Raw genomic sequence first — 15,433 nt, forward strand, 5'->3', positions numbered from 1 at the left:
TTGTGTCAACCAACATTTAAAATGTAATATTGGTCTTGTGTGTGAGTCCCGAATGCTTTGGCTGCAAAGTTTTTCAGGGGGATGGGAGCGATCGCACTGGGCCTAAAACAGCCGGAGATGGGAGCGATCGCACTGGGTCTCAAATAGGCAATTGAACAGGTTCTCAATCGCTGACTACTGTAACTTCACAGATAGTAGAAATAGATTCCGGGTCAGGTAAAATACGCACGCGGGCGAATTTTAAACCGCTGACTCCTTGGAGTGATTCTACCATACCAGTCTGAACTTTTGGCTCTACCCAACCTTCGCGAGACAAGTAGCGCAAGTATTGCTGATACTCTTCCCACTCTTCCTCGGTGGAATAAACAACAGTCAACATTCCCGACTGGGTAATTCGCTCTTGTGCGTCTTTGTCAACGGCTTTTTCGATCCGCTTTTTCACAAGTTCGTAGCGAATGTCGCGAGTGCCTTTGACATCAAACATTTTTTCGGTGTTTTCGTTGTGAAAAATGTCGATCGTGGTATTCTGCACTAAGACTAAATGTGCGAGTTCCATATTGATTTGAGACTCGGCTTGTAGGCGAAAAACTGTGCGGCCACAATCGCAAATAGCTCGCAGTTGTTCGTACCGCAAACTGTGCAGGTGAAACTGGCTAAATTTGGGATCGATCGATTTTCCTACATAAATCATGTGATCGATGCCGTCGGTGCATTCGATGTCGCAGTAGTGGGGGAGAATTTGCTGCATTTTTTCTTGCCAGCGGGCCCAGGTTTCCTGGAGTTTGGTGCTGATTAAGTTCAGCATTTGGTCGTAGCGGTTGCGATCGCTGTAAACGCAGTTATGTTCGTTTTCACAGGCTGCTTGGTAAGCTTCAACGGCTGCCTGAACCTTGGGCCCGCACTGCACAAAATAGTCAAAATATACTTCTAAATGCTCGTTTAAATACTCGGCGGCTCGCACCTCCATATCGACTGTTACTTTTTGTTTTAAATGCTGGATGTAGTCGAGCAAGTCGAGCCGCAGTTGCTCGCCGAGGTGGGTAGTTTGTGTTTCGCAAACGGCATCAGCTATGACTAAACCTAAGCGGAATTGTTCGAGCAAATCAGTTTGAATGGCTCGGTTTCTTTCGTCGCTAGAACCGCGAATGTCCGAAATTCCGTACAGCGGATGAACATCAGCAAATACGATTGTTTCAGCAGGTAGTCCCCAACTTCGCCTTTCTGCTTCTTGGGCGAACCGCCACTCGACTGCGGGGTGGATGTTGTGAATGTGGGTAAACCGTTCTTGGATGGCTTGCCGCAGGGCTGCAATGAAGGCGGGAATGAGTTCTTGGGCGTGTTGAGCGTCAATGCCGTTGAAGTGGTTTGGCCGATCGCACAACAGCCCCACAACACCCAAAATCCGCACCCCGCACCCCTCACGGGTGACGGATTTGACTACCAGGGGCACCAGCAGCATCGATCGAGTTCCCATTCTCCGCAAAGTTCGATCGCACTCGGTTTCGCACTCCCTACGCAAGTCTGGCACGTTCCAAACTTGATTTGCTGCTGTGGCCTTCAAAAAGTGAGAAGCTTCTAAAGAATTCATTGAATAAAGAATTGGCTGCAAATGTTGGCCGTCTTTTGCAACTAATAGCTGTACCTGTTCGCCGTCGGGCCGCAGCAGCAAAGTGCCGTCAGCATTGAAAAGCGATCGCAAACACCGATCAATTTTCTCAAATTTGTCTGGTCGCAGCATCGAATCTTGATCGATCAATAACTGAGTCAGTCGGCGAATTTGCTCCTGCACAGTGACATCAAAACCTTCTAGCAACAGCAAGCCTTCTACGCGATAATTATCCAACTGCAATCGATCGGCTAAATTCTCCAGTTGATTCGGCTGCATCAGCCAAGCTTCCCGTTCCGCTACAGGCATTAATCTTAAAGAAACATCTGCGAATTCATCTATTTTTGAGTCAATTCGAGTAATTTTCAACTGTTCCGAACCCAGCCAAAATTCTATAAATCTGGGTTCTCGGTGTTTGGGGTTTTTTACACTCGCAGTGACAGGTTCTTCTAGCACCCGCAAACCATCAATGTCAATTTGATAATATTGCTTAAATACCCAGTGCAAAAGATGGCGGCGGTACAATTGTTCTGCTGTTTTGCCGCCCCAATCCTCGAACAGTTCCAGCAGAGTGATGTCGGTTTCTGCAAACAAACCGTTGATAGATTGAGTTGCCAAGGACGTTTCTTCCCAACCGGCCAAGCGGCAAAATGCTGCGTTAGCGTACCGCAGGGCAAAAGTTCCCGGTTGCATTACTGCGATTAAAACGCGGCGATCGCCGAGAAATTGAAACAATCGCTGTAAATCTTGTTTCCACGTTTTCAAGGGTTCAATTTCAGCAGATTTACTGGGTACTTGGGCCGCCAAAGCTTCGAGTAGCTGTTCCATGCTTGGTTCGCTTGACATCTTGTCACTGTCTTGCTCTGTTTGAGCGATACTTGCGGTTGACCGTGATTTTACGGAGTTATTGTTGTTTTGAGGGGAAGGCGATTTAGGAGTAGACATAAGCAAAACACCTGAAAGCAGTGGATTTTGTTAAAAAATGAGCGAACGGGGATTTAGAGCGAATGTAAAGAACTTAGATCTTGTTTGTAAAGTTTGTGTATTGGTCTCGGAAACTAAGTGTATTTTTGGACGATCGCCCCAGAAACTTTTACTTTGCTTGACAAACAACCTCTGAGTCTCGACGTTATAGGTGATATTAACGTGTTTGCGGCCTGACGGGTCACACCCATTATAGGCGGTGAGCCGTAGCGGATACTGTCAGCGACTAATGCTATTTGACTCCTCGGCGAAATAGCAGCTTTGGCTTGAACGACGCACAGCCTTGGTAATTTAAAATTGTAATTAGTAATTGATAATTTGCCAATTGCCATCAATTATTTAGTTAATTGAAGTAATGCAAAATAAAATATCCTTGCTATTGGCCAATGATTTAATTAAAATATATAATGTAAATATTAACATTTTGCAAGGACATACTTATGGCTTTGACGATTAACAATCTCATCGGTGATTTGACTGGATTTCCTGTATTTGCTGGCGGCGGGCCGCGTTTTTTGGCATTCGCTACACCAGATGAGATTGACGTAGAAGAGGGAAATTTATCGTCTTTTCCCTGGGGAGTTTGGGGACTAGACGGCAACGATACCATAGCAGGTTCGTCGGATTCTAACGAACGGCTGCTAGGAAATAATGGGGATGATATTATCGGCGGTGGCGAGGGAAATGATATCATTTACGGCGGCAAAGAGAACGATCGCCTGGATGGAAATGATGGCAACGATTTAGTTAGGGGCGACGCGGGAAACGACATTATTTTTGGAGGGTCTGGAAACGATGTCCTGCGGGGAGGGCAAGGAGACGACGATTTAGACGGCAATGATGGCAACGATTTCTTGGTGGGCGATCGGGGAGTTGACGTGCTCACGGGAGGCCCCGGTGCTGATATATTTGTGCTCAGAAGCAACGACGAAGGATTTGGAGTCAATGCAGCCGATGTCATTACAGATTTTAATTTTGAGGAAGGCGATCGCATCGGTTTGACTGACGGTTTAACGGAACTAGACCTCCTCTTCACTGACGACAATCTGATCGCTTACGATAACGACGGAATTATTGATGATATGGTGATTCGCAATCGAAGAGACGGACGGATTTTGGGGGTAGTTTTAAACACAGATAACTTTGAGCTTCTCGGTTCCTTTGAAGAAGCCAGTCCGTTTGCTTTGGCAATTAACGGTACTCAGTTCCAGTTTTTGGCTTAGTTTTGTGTAGGCGGATTTGATGGGCGATCGAGCTATTTATTGAGTAGATCGAAGCTAACGATCGCTGGCGCTAATAAATCTTTTCCGCAGTCCAAAAGTCCGGCAGGGAATTAATTCCCTGCCTCACAGCTCAAGTCCTCTAAAAGAAGACTGAGTTTTTTTTGATTAATAATTATTTGTTAAACTAACAATCAATTTTTAATAGTTTAATCCTAAATTCAAAATCTAAAAATTAAAATTTGTACGCTCGCGACTTGACTGATGCGGTTATTGTCGTAGTTTACAAATGTATGTGCTGGGAATATTAGAAATTGACCATATTATTCCCAAAGCTGTGGGTGGCACCGACGCTGAAGAAAACCTCTGGCTGGTCTGCAGTCTGTGCAATAATTACAAAGGAACCCAAACAGACGCATTAGATTCAGTCACACAAACGCGCGTTACGTTGTTTAACCCGCGCACTCAGCAATGGTCGGATCATTTTGCATGGAGTGAAGAAGGTACAGAAATTCGAGGAGTTACAGACTGCTGTCGCGCGACAGTCACAGCACTACAACTAAACAATAATATTGCTGTCACCGTTAGGCGTCAGTGGGAGTGCTGGCGGCACCCGCCAACAGAATAAAACAAAAATTAGTGGAAAATCGCCAGCGGTTAAAAAATACAAACATCAAACTACCCATGAGGGCAGAAACCGGGTTTTTTACACGATGCTGTGGGTGATAAGAAATATTTTCATAAAAAACCCGGTTTCTTGAGTCGATCGTGCGTTTGGGACTCTTTCAGCAAACATCAATCCAAAAACCCCCGTTTAGCCTTAAAATAAAAAAGACTGACTAGCCAACAAAGCCCTATGTTTGAAGCCCTTGCCGATCGACTCGAATCCACCTGGAAAAAACTGCGCGGACAGAATAAAATCTCCGAGAGCAACATCCAAGACGCCATCAAAGAAGTCCGCCGCGCCCTCCTGGAAGCCGATGTCAACCTCCAAGTCGTCAAAAACTTTGTCGGAGAGGTAACGGCCAAAGCACAAGGGGCAGAAGTCGTTTCAGGCGTCCGTCCCGACCAACAATTCATCAAAATCGTCCACGACGAACTCGTCCGCGTCATGGGGGAAACCAATGTACCCCTCGCCACCGCCGAATCCGGGCCCACAGTGATCCTGATGGCAGGTTTGCAAGGAACCGGGAAAACCACAGCTACCGCCAAACTAGCCCTGCACCTCCGCAAGCAAAATCTTACCGCACTGCTAGTCGCCACCGACATTTATCGACCAGCGGCGATCGACCAATTGCTGACCCTCGGCAAACAAATCGACGTACCAGTATTTGAATTAGGCAAAGATACCGATCCCGTAGAAATCGCCCGCCAAGGGCTCGAACGCGGCAAAGAACTAGGCGTAGATACCATCATCATCGATACAGCAGGCCGCCTGCAAATCGACCAAGAAATGATGGCAGAATTGGTTCGCATCAAACAAACAGTACAACCCCATGAAACGCTGTTAGTTGTTGATGCCATGACTGGCCAAGAAGCCGCAAATTTAACCCGCACCTTTCACGAACAAATCGGGATTACCGGTGCAATCCTCACCAAATTAGACGGCGACAGCCGCGGCGGTGCAGCCTTGTCCGTGCGCCAAATATCCGGCGCGCCGATTAAATTTGTCGGCGTAGGCGAAAAAGTGGAAGCATTGCAACCATTTTATCCCGATCGCATGGCATCGAGAATACTTGGCATGGGCGATGTCTTGACGCTAGTAGAAAAAGCGCAAGAAGAATTCGACATCGCCGATGCCGAGAAAATGCAAGAGAAAATGCTCACGGCAAAGTTTGACTTTACCGACTTTCTCAAACAAACCAGGCTGTTAAAAAATATGGGTTCCCTCGGCGGCATCATGAAAATGATTCCGGGGATGAACAAACTCTCAGACGAACAAATGCGGCAGGGAGAAGTGCAGCTAAAACGCACCGAAGCCATGATTAATTCAATGACAATTGAAGAACGCCGCAATCCCGAACTTTTAGCAAGTTCTCCATCCCGCCGCCGCCGCATCGGCAAAGGCGCAGGCTACGCCGAAAATGACGTAACAAAACTCGTCAGCGACTTCCAAAAAATGCGTACCATGATGCAGCAAATGAGTCAAGGCAATTTTGCAGGAATGGGAGGAATGCCGGGAATGCCAGGAATGGGAGGAATGCCGGGAATGCCGGGAATGGGCGGTCAGAAGAAAAAGAAAAAGAACAAGCCTAAAAAAGGTTTTGGTCAGTTGTAATCGAAGGAAGAAGGAAGAGGGAAGAAGGAAGAAGGAAGAAGTAGAAACTGTAGGGTGCGTCGCTATTGACAATCTGCAAGTCAGCTTGAAAATATCACAGCGACGCACCCTACACAATAGTTTTTTGTTACCAAGTTTTACCCAAAAAACCCTGGAATTGAATATGGTACAAACATTTACTGAACCACAAACTATATCTCTAGAAGTGCCGAATTCGATCGCCCTATTAGTCACCGGCGAACAATTCGAGGCTTTAGCATTGGCAAATCCCGACTTGAGATTAGAAAGAACCACAGAAGGAGAATTAATCGTGAATCCACCCACCGGCGGAGAATCCAGCGAAAGGAATTTCAACATTACCGGGCAACTTGCTCGCTGGTGCGATGACAACGAGGATTTAGGATGGGGTTTTGACTCTTCGGGAGGATTCATCCTTCCTAACGGTGCTAACCGTTCTCCCGACGCTTCCTGGGTGAGTCGAGAACGCCTCGAAGCCTTGACACCAAAACAGCGAAAAGGCTTCGTTCCCCTGTGTCCAGACTTTGTAGTAGAATTGCGTGAAGCGAAGCTATCCCGTAGGGAATCGGCATCTGACAGTCTCCCGACTCTCCAAGTAAAGATGCGGGAATACATGGAAAACGGGGCGAGATTGGGTTGGTTAATTGACCCGCAAAATCGGCGGGTAGAAATTTATAGACAGCAGGTAGAAGTAGAAATATTAATCGATCCAGCCGAGTTGTCCGGTGAAGATATATTGCCCGGATTTGTGCTAAATTTGAGGCGCGTGTGGCGTTAAAAAGCTTCTAATTGTGATTTGTCGTTTTTCACGCGCAGCCTCTCTAAACACTTGGAATTGCTTGTCTGAATTCGCGCATGGCTTGAAGGTGATTTTCCATATTGATACACCGCGCCAATAGTACAATATCTAAGTCTGGGAGAACACCAGAGCGATCGACCTCTGCATATCCATCAGCCCCCAACAAATACATACCAAGTGCGCCATTTTCCCAAAACCAAACTTCAGGAATTTCCAGGCGTTTGTAAGCCTCTAACTTATTAATCCCACCGCTACTCACCACCACTTCCACCACCAAATCAGGACGTTCTCGGTTAGCGCCCAATTCGTAAGACCAATCCGCTTCTCGCTTCACCCTTCCAGTTTCACTTTCTAGTGTCACCGAGCCAGTTGGCGTAAAGTCAATCCCTGTGGATTCCAAATACAGATTCACTAGCGTTGAAATCCGTTCTTTAACAATTTGATGTTTTCTTCCAGGCATACGTCTAATCTCCAACACCCCATCTAAAAATGACAGCCTGATTCCCGGACGTGATAGTAACTGTTCAACAGCTTTAAACTCTCTCCAGCTCAGTCCGTCAATTAAGATAGGTTCATCGAGCTTTTCTAACTTTTCTAAAGTTTTCGTCATCCGAACCGCTCCTTACTCAATCCCGTCTTCATTATATCTGCGTTCACCTGCGTTCGTCTGCCGACATCTGCGGTTGCAATTCTATTTACTTTCCAAAATTCCCTTATTTTCATCCGGCACAAACTCCGTAACAACTTGGCCGCCACCACCGTCACCCTTAACAATCACAGTTTGATTTTTAAGCTCTCCCGCCGCCCTCGGCCCAGTTAAATTAAACACCGGATTTAGTTGCTTGTAAACCACATTGCCTTCTGCGTCAAAAGTTTGGTTAGTTAAATACCATGTTACGCGATCGGTATTTAATTGAGATTGACGTTTTTCCCCAATTCCTACCACATTTCCAGTTAAATAAAAAATCTTTTTCTCTAAATCTCCCCGCCCCTGATCCCCAGTCATCGTCACCTTTTCCACCCGGTGAAAAACCTTCACAGGCCCTGGCGATACCACAGATTGAGCCGGAAAATTCCAACTCATCAAACTACTTTCTATTTGCAGCGGCGGGTCGGATGGCATTAATTGAGCGTTTTTCGTTAAGGTAGCAATCTTGGTTTTTAAGTCTACATCTACCTGGTCAGCAAAACCGCTGTCTGTTACTTTTTTATCTTTATATCTATCAATTTGAGTCGGTTGGTCGCTGTTTATTTTTTGTTGCTCGACAAACCACACTAAGTGCTCGGTACGCAGTTGCAAAACCGGATCTTTCACATTCGCCACGACAGAACCAAATAACTCCATCCTCTTCGCCCTACTGAAAACCCGCGCTTCCTTCGCTGAAGCTGTCACCTGTTTGTTCTCTCCGGTCAAATTATTGCGAACAACTAAAACATCTTCCTTCGGTCGCCACTCAAGCTCGTTTCCCCGCAATACCAAGCCATTTTTTAGGTCAGTAGCGACGATGTTACCTTTGATAAAAACCTGATTTCCTTCCTGAAATACCTGCCCGGTATCTCCCTGAATGTCGTATATTTCTTTGCCATCCTGAAACAATTTTCCCACTGGTTTCTGAACGTCAACAGTCTTTTTGTCTTTGCTGTAAACGGCAGTTTTTGAGTTCACTTTCCAGAAGGTTTCGCCCTTTTCGTTTGCTTGTTCTAGGGTTACTTTGTTCAATGTTAAACTGCTGTTTGCCTGCTGAGCGGTTTTGAGATCGTCCGCTAATTTATTCTTTTGAGTTTCTTGGGGAGCAGCACAAGCACTAATCCCCAAAATCAATGCTGCTAAAAATAGCAGCACGAATTTTGGGGATTTGAGATGGAAATTTTGAGATTGGAGATTAATCATTGGTAATCGATAATTGGGAATTTGTAATTGGTAATTGGTAATTGGTAATTGGTAATTGGTAGTTGGCTAATTAAAAACACTAAATCAAAAATTAAAAATGTTTTATACTTTATCTAAATTTTTAACTTCTTATTTTTAATGATTCCACCCCTTACCTATTACCTATGCCTATCCCCCATTTCCTATTCCCCATTCCCTACTACCTCTTGCCAAATCCCTATCTATCGTCGTGTTCTTCCATCAAGCTTAGACCCGACAGCGGGCGGTAAGCATAGTTAGGGCGCGATGTTTTTTGGATGTCATCCTTAATCATTTCTAAATCGATGTAGCGATCGGCTACATTAATTAAACTGTCACTGGTCATCGATCGCAAACTGACGACTTCCACCCGCACACCGCGATAGCTCACAGCATCCACAGCATAGGCCAAATCGCCGTCACCGCTGACCAAAACGGCCGTGTCGTAGGACCCCACTAAAGCCATCATGTCCACAGCAATTTCTACATCCAAATTGGCTTTCTTAGAACCATCTGGTAACTGCACCAAATCCTTAGAAATCACTCGGTAGCCGTTGCGGCGCATCCACAGCAAAAACCCTTGCTGTTTCTCGTTAGTGCGATCGACACCAGTGTAGAAAAAAGAGCGCAGCAGCCGCGAACCCGCAGTTAAACGGCACAGGAGCTTAGTGTAATCAATTTCTATTCCCAACTGCAAAGCCGCGTAAAAAAGGTTAGAGCCGTCAATAAAAATTGCTACTCGACCCCGATTTTCGAGAACCTGTTCCGGTGTAAAAAGGTCGTTGCTTTCTATTCTATTCAACATGATTGTTATGCCTCAATTTTTATGAAAGATTGGTTAAGGAAAAAAGTGCTAATTCATAATCTGTCATAGCACCCCGATCGCTGGCTGCGAACTATGACGGTAATGTTTCCAACAGTTCGAGCCGCTTAAACACTGGTTGGGGTTCTCCCAGAGTTTGGTTGGCAGGCATTGCGCCCCAGGCAGCATGAACTGCAAAAGTCGCTGAACTGTTAACGGCAACCCGATCGTTAAAGTCAATTGAAAAACCTAGCTGCTGATAGATAGCAGTGCTGATATTAGGAAGAATCGGCGATAAAAGGTAAGATGCCAGTCTAACAGATTCCAGAACAGAATATAGCACTTGTTGGACACTTTCGAGCTGTCCTTGCTTGTACAAACTCCAAGGTGCTTGTACGTCAATAAACTTGTTCCCGGCTCTCACTAATGCAAGTACAGCTTCGCAAGCCTTGCTAAAAGCCAATTCTTCGTAAAAACCCGCGACTCGATCGCCCAAATCCAGGCTCATACTCTTGAGAAGGTTGTCGCCGGAAATGTTATCTGCTGATACATTTGGCACTAAGCCTCCGCAATATTTGCGAGCCATGTTTAAGGTGCGGTTGAGCAAATTTCCCAAATCGTTTGCTAGCTCAGCATTCAATATATTGATAAACCGAGTTTCATTAAAATCGCCGTCTTCTCCGAACTCAATTTCTTTGAGGAAATAGTAACGCACTGCATCAGCGCCGTATTTATTTACCAATTCAACTGGGTTTAAAGTATTGCCCTCCGATTTCCCCATTTTTTTGCCGTCTTTGGTCAAAAAACCGTGAGCGAAGACGCGCCCCGGCACTGACAAACCCGCTGACATTAGCATTGCCGGCCAGTAAACTGCATGAAACCGGAGAATATCTTTGCCGATCAAGTGCAGGTCAATCGGCCACCATTTAGATAAAGCATTCTCTAACATCGGATCGCTGTCCGGATCTAGCAAGGCTGTGACATATCCCAGCAAAGCGTCAAACCAGACGTAAATAGTGTGACTCGAATCAACCGGTATTGGTAGGCCCCACGCGAGATTAACTCTCGAAATCGAAAAGTCTTGCAGGCCGGAGTTGACGAAGCTGAGAACTTCATTGCGCCGACTTTCCGGCGCGATGAAGTCTGGACGTTCTGCGTACAAGGCCAGCAGTTGGTCTTGATATCGCGACAGGCGAAAAAAGTAGTTTTCTTCGTCGCGCCACTCAACTTCCTTGCTGGTGTGGACGGAACACCGATTTCCCGGTAACAAATCCCGCTCATCTTTAAATTCTTCGCAGGAGACGCAGTACCAGCCTTGTTGCTGGTTCAAGTAGATGTCGCCGGAGTTCCAGACGCGCTGGAAAAATTCTTTGACAATGTACTCGTGGCGGCGCGAAGTTGTGCGGATGAAGCGATCGTACTGGATAGAGAGTTGTTCCCACAGCGTTTCAAAGGCCGGAACTACTAAGTCGCAGTGAGCTTGGGGCGATCGTCCCAAACTTTCGGCGGTGCGCTGAATTTTCTGCCCGTGTTCGTCAGTCCCGGTAATCATCAAGACCGATTTGCCCCGCAGCCGCTCAAATCTGGCTAGGGCATCTGCGGCCATAGTCGTGTAAGCGCTGCCAACGTGAGGTAAATCGTTTACATAGTACAGAGGCGTTGTAATTGCAAAGGTATTCTTAGTTTGATCGGTCGATTTCATTGAATGCTAAAAGAAAATTCCCTAAATTGAGTTTCGATCTTAACTCAGCGTTTAAATCTTTGATGGAGCCGCAATCAAGCTAAATTTACTGCAAGTTATTTGCATTTGTCTAACCAGAGCTATTTCCAAAAGAAATATAGCTTTCATATCAACACTAATCTTTTTTAGTTGTTTTTGACGAACTCTCTAAAATGTCTTAATATTTGGAAATTTTACTGACTTGTGCCTCCCTAGCATTGTCTGTCCAGTTTCCTTAATTTTTGGATCGCCAAGGTGCGATCGCCCCACTTGCCATCTCCCAGCGAGAAACTAAGCTATCGAGCTCTTAATCGCCTGCAAATCCTCACTGTTTCCGATCGACCCAGGGAGGCAGAAACCCCGTTTTTTAGAATAAAAATCTCTCGTGAAGCGCGAGTGGTTTAGTTTCTTGGCCCAACCAGAACCTGAAAGCCAAGATTTTTTGTCAATCAACCCCGGTTGTTTCGATGTTGCAAGCGGCTTTAGGGCACAAAAAAAACCAAATTACTTCAACTTGGGGCGATCGCATTAGCGTGCATCTAACAAGGTATTAACCCATATTCCTTACCCTGGCTGTTTCACAGTACAATCACCGAGAATAATCGATTGTTTCAGCGAGCGATCGGGCTTATTCCCGATTTGTTTGCGTAAATATACGGTTTAAAGTATAATTTATAGCTTAAATGCTATATCTAAAACCGTAAAAACCGAACGTAACAGTTGATGGTGTCGAATGTGGGATCTAAGGAACAAAAATTTAATAACTTAAACATCGGCCGCGCTTTTCTCTTTCCACAAGCCGCGAGGTAAAGAGAAGCAGAGCCTTGCCTATCTGCATTACCAGGCTCTTATTCGTAACGAGCAACAATTGAGGGTGCCGAATGTGGGATCTAACTTTCAAAACCCTATTTCTCGAAACCATGAGTCGGGCGGGCACTCTTAGCCCGCCCCAAAATTAAATTCAAATGCCGTCACAGCTTATCCTTCTGGAAAATTAACTCGATTTCCGCCCATAGCTTCCGACAAATAATCTGCTGCAGCTTCCACCACCGCGATCGCATTTTCGTAAACCATCCGCGTCGGCCCCAAAACCCCAACACTACCCACCGGCACCGATCCCCGGCGGTAAATCGAAGAAATCAGAGTACAGCCGCGAATTGGTTCTAAGGAATTTTCCGAGCCAATACGCACCGTTACCCGCTTCCCTGACTTCTCCAAATCCGGCGATTCAAAAATCAAAGGCCAAAGCAGTTCCTGCTCTTGTTCGAGCAATTGCACCAGGGTTTGCACTTGCTGCAACTGCGAAAACTCAGGCAAGCGCAGGGCTTCTGCCAAACCGCCAATCAGAATTCGCGTGTAGGTGGGATTGCTTTGGCGGCTGCTCAAAGCAGCCAGCATGGTTTCCATCCATTCTGCGTAGAGTTCAAAGTCTCGATCTAACTCGCTCCAGTCTACAGTTGAGAGTTCCGAGATCGATCGCCCCCGCAGCTTGGTGTTCAAAAAATTTGACAAAATCTGCAATTGGCGATCGACAATTGCCTCATCTGGCCAGCTACCATCTGCGTGCTTGGGTAACTGCACCAACACCGAATGAGTTTCGTAAACATCAGTCACCACGATCAGCATCACCTTTCCCGCCTCTAGCTGCACCAGTTGCAAGTGGCGCAAGCAAGCCGTATTGGTTTGCGGTATCGTGATCATGGCAATGTAGCCGCTGATAGTTGCCAGGATTTGAGCAGCGCCGCGGAGTGCGGCATCCATGCGGCCGTCTGACCAGTTGAGCTGGTCTAGTACCTGTTCCACCTTGCGGGCGAGGGTATCAGAGGGCTGAATCAACTGGTCTACATAAATTCTGTAGCCGGAGTCAGAGGGGATTCGTCCGGCCGAAGTGTGGGGCTGATATAGCAGTCCAGCTTTTTCGAGAGTCCCCATAGCATTGCGAATTGTAGCTGGGCTGACGCTGAGGTTGAATTCGTCAACCAAAGCTTTTGAGCCAACGGGTTCCGCTGTAGCTATGTAGTGGCGAACCGTTGCCCAAAGGATGTGTTGTTGCCGATCGGTGAGGTTAACGCGCACAGATATTTAAGTAGAATTACAATTTAGAGTTGAAAGCCACTATTGATTGAGAATCTCTGTCGAGAGGGCGATCGGGCAGAGTTACTTATTTAAACATAACAGATTTTAGGTTAAGGAAGAAGGCAGTAGTTATTGGTTACTGGTTATTGGTTATTGGTTACTGGTTATTGGTTATTGGTTACTGGTTATTGGCTATTGGCTATTGGTTATTGGCTATTGGTTATGGGTTATTGGTTATTGGTTATTAGTTACCAATAACCTCCCATGCCCCATGCCCTGTTTGGCCGATGCCCATGCCCTGTTTTGCCGATGCCCCATGCTCCATGCCCCATGCCCTTTAAGCGTGTTCGTGAAGAATATTTTGCAAGTAACTAGCCACTGCATCCGGCTGTTCCACCATTGCCAAATGACCGCTATCAATCTGAAGGACATTCTCGCCGCAACCTTGGAACATCCAGTGAAAGCTAGCCAAATGCAGCACGTATTTTGGTTCCATAATTTTGTCTTTACTGCCGGCAATAAAATAAACAGGCTGCTTGAGTTGGGACACTATTTGCGGCAAGAGGTGAATCTCCGCTTCTGTGGTGGAGTCCAACAAAGCCCGCAAAGCTGCGTCAGGATTGGCTGCCACGAAATCTATCAAGCGCTGCCTTCCCCAACATCTGCCGATCGATCTTGCCACAGAATCGCGGGCAAACACGAAATCTGCTAGCGGCAAGTGAGACAGCCAGCGGGGACGCATTTTTACTAGCTGCTTGCCGACCGCTCGAAAGCGCTCGAATTCTTCCTTTAGATAGATGCCACCGCCTGCATTGATGCAGACGACACCTTTAACGCGATCGGACAATTGACTGGCGGCCCAAAGAGCGATCGTACCGCCGAGAGAGTGCCCCACCAACCAAGCATTAGAAATATCTAGTTTTTCGAGTAAAATTTCCAAATCGCGAGCGTAAGCTGCGGGAGTGTAGCAGGAATCGAGCGGTTCCGAAGGCCCCGGATGGCCGTCGCCGTCCGGTTGAGAATCGCCAAACCCGCGCAAATCGTAGGTCAAGCACTGATAGTTTGGTGCCAAGCGATCGGTCACAGGTTGCCAGTAGCGGCGGCTTAACAGCCAGCCGTGGACAAATACCAGAACCGGAGAAGTTGCAGTCGGAGCCGTCAGATCGCAAGCGTGCCGAACCCCTAGGATGTCGATGGTTGCCATACATTTATCCTATCCCGAAATCAACGCTCAAGAACAGATCGATCGCCAACTACAACTGCCAACAGTCAACTGCCCGCTGCCAACCACCTAAAATCGCTCGCCCAGCAATCTTTGTCTGACCCCCTCAGCGATTTTCTGGCCCAGATACTCAGGAATTAAACTTTCATTGGGCCCCAACAAGTAGAGAATCAGGCGAGTTCGCCCCCGCCAAACCAGCAAATTAGCATTTACCACCAACAAATCCTCTTGCCAGATGGCATACATAACTTTGTAAAAAAGTCCAGGCTGATTATCAGCTTCTATCAGCAAAGCTGGCAAGTGGAAAACCGGATCGACGTAAAATTCAGTTGCCACATCCTCCAAACCCGCGTCTAGATTAAATTCCACAGCCAACATCTCTTCAACCTCAAAATGGCCAGCCAAGGCCTCTCGAACTGCCCTGCAGACATTTTCTGCTGTTTTATCTGCCAGCACCTTGCCGCCGCGAGATACTACCAATTTGATAAATACCAGCATTGGCGGGTAAATTTGACCGTACAGACTCAGACTGTGAATGGTCAGCCCGTAGGCCGCCAATACTCCAAAAATGTCGCTCAGGAGAAAAGATTGGTTCCGGTAAGCAAAATGCAGGGCACTTTTATTACCTTCGGCTCTGATTTCGATGACTGCTTGCCGAGTTTTGTAAAGCTGATAAGCTAATTTGAGGTTTTGCAGTTGGATTTCGCTGCTGACAAATTGCTCGTAAAACTGTGGAAACGCTCGGTTAAAGCGCTTGAGAAGTTCTAGGGTAGATGGTTTTAAACCCGAAGCCATAATT

12 protein-coding genes are annotated in these 15,433 nt (G+C 46.5%); 4 read left to right on the forward strand and 8 right to left on the reverse strand.

The annotated features are described in order from the left end of the window. Positions 1 to 163: 163 nt before the first annotated feature. Positions 164 to 2,452: a GAF domain-containing protein gene (locus QUA01_RS18590; protein WP_333091822.1), complete on the reverse strand. Its 2,289-nt coding sequence runs from the start codon at positions 2,450 to 2,452 to the stop codon at positions 164 to 166. 578 nt (positions 2,453 to 3,030) lie between these two features. On the opposite strand from QUA01_RS18590, the gene QUA01_RS18595 reads away from it, so the two are divergent. The 4 genes from QUA01_RS18595 (at position 3,031) to QUA01_RS18610 (ending at position 6,884) form a co-directional block, all read left to right on the forward strand. After that, the gene (locus tag QUA01_RS18595; protein ID WP_333091821.1) at positions 3,031 to 3,813 is read left to right on the forward strand and encodes a calcium-binding protein; all 783 of its coding nucleotides are present in this window, start codon (positions 3,031 to 3,033) and stop codon (positions 3,811 to 3,813) included. A gap of 286 nt (positions 3,814 to 4,099) precedes the next feature. After that, entirely contained in the window at positions 4,100 to 4,438 is a 339-nt protein-coding gene (locus tag QUA01_RS18600) for an HNH endonuclease (RefSeq protein WP_333091820.1), read from the forward strand. A 228-nt stretch (positions 4,439 to 4,666) separates the two neighbouring features. Further along, positions 4,667 to 6,088 carry a signal recognition particle protein gene (gene ffh, locus QUA01_RS18605; RefSeq protein ID WP_333091818.1) on the forward strand — a complete coding sequence of 474 codons (1,422 nt, stop codon included), beginning with the start codon at positions 4,667 to 4,669 and terminating at the stop codon, positions 6,086 to 6,088. Positions 6,089 to 6,251: 163 nt separating this feature from the next. Continuing rightward, positions 6,252 to 6,884 (forward strand): Uma2 family endonuclease, encoded by a 633-nt coding sequence (locus QUA01_RS18610; protein WP_333091855.1) that lies wholly within the window; start codon positions 6,252 to 6,254, stop codon positions 6,882 to 6,884. A gap of 43 nt (positions 6,885 to 6,927) precedes the next feature. Here QUA01_RS18610 and QUA01_RS18615 read toward each other — a convergent pair whose 3' ends face one another. The 7 genes from QUA01_RS18615 to QUA01_RS18645 form a co-directional block, all read right to left on the reverse strand. Further along, positions 6,928 to 7,515, reverse strand: a complete 588-nt coding sequence (locus QUA01_RS18615; protein ID WP_333091816.1) for a Uma2 family endonuclease — start codon at positions 7,513 to 7,515, stop codon at positions 6,928 to 6,930. A gap of 81 nt (positions 7,516 to 7,596) precedes the next feature. Further along, positions 7,597 to 8,796: an LPS export ABC transporter periplasmic protein LptC gene (gene lptC / locus QUA01_RS18620; RefSeq protein ID WP_333091814.1), complete on the reverse strand. Its 1,200-nt coding sequence runs from the start codon at positions 8,794 to 8,796 to the stop codon at positions 7,597 to 7,599. A 217-nt stretch (positions 8,797 to 9,013) separates the two neighbouring features. Beyond that, the gene (locus QUA01_RS18625) at positions 9,014 to 9,619 is read right to left on the reverse strand and encodes a LabA-like NYN domain-containing protein (protein WP_006631885.1); all 606 of its coding nucleotides are present in this window, start codon (positions 9,617 to 9,619) and stop codon (positions 9,014 to 9,016) included. A gap of 91 nt (positions 9,620 to 9,710) precedes the next feature. Next, positions 9,711 to 11,318, reverse strand: a complete 1,608-nt coding sequence (gene metG, locus QUA01_RS18630; protein ID WP_333091813.1) for a methionine--tRNA ligase — start codon at positions 11,316 to 11,318, stop codon at positions 9,711 to 9,713. Between the two features lie 996 nt (positions 11,319 to 12,314). Next, positions 12,315 to 13,418, reverse strand: coding sequence for a heat-inducible transcriptional repressor HrcA (hrcA, locus tag QUA01_RS18635; protein WP_442921562.1), 1,104 nt, complete (start codon positions 13,416 to 13,418; stop codon positions 12,315 to 12,317). Positions 13,419 to 13,749: 331 nt separating this feature from the next. Continuing rightward, entirely contained in the window at positions 13,750 to 14,616 is an 867-nt protein-coding gene (locus QUA01_RS18640; RefSeq protein ID WP_333091811.1) for an alpha/beta fold hydrolase, read from the reverse strand. A gap of 87 nt (positions 14,617 to 14,703) precedes the next feature. Beyond that, the gene (locus tag QUA01_RS18645) at positions 14,704 to 15,429 is read right to left on the reverse strand and encodes a hypothetical protein (protein ID WP_006631881.1); all 726 of its coding nucleotides are present in this window, start codon (positions 15,427 to 15,429) and stop codon (positions 14,704 to 14,706) included. Between the last annotated feature and the right edge of the window lie 4 nt (positions 15,430 to 15,433).

It is taken from the genome of Microcoleus sp. S36a_B3 (genome assembly GCF_036700745.1).
GTDB lineage: Bacteria > Cyanobacteriota > Cyanobacteriia > Cyanobacteriales > Microcoleaceae > Microcoleus.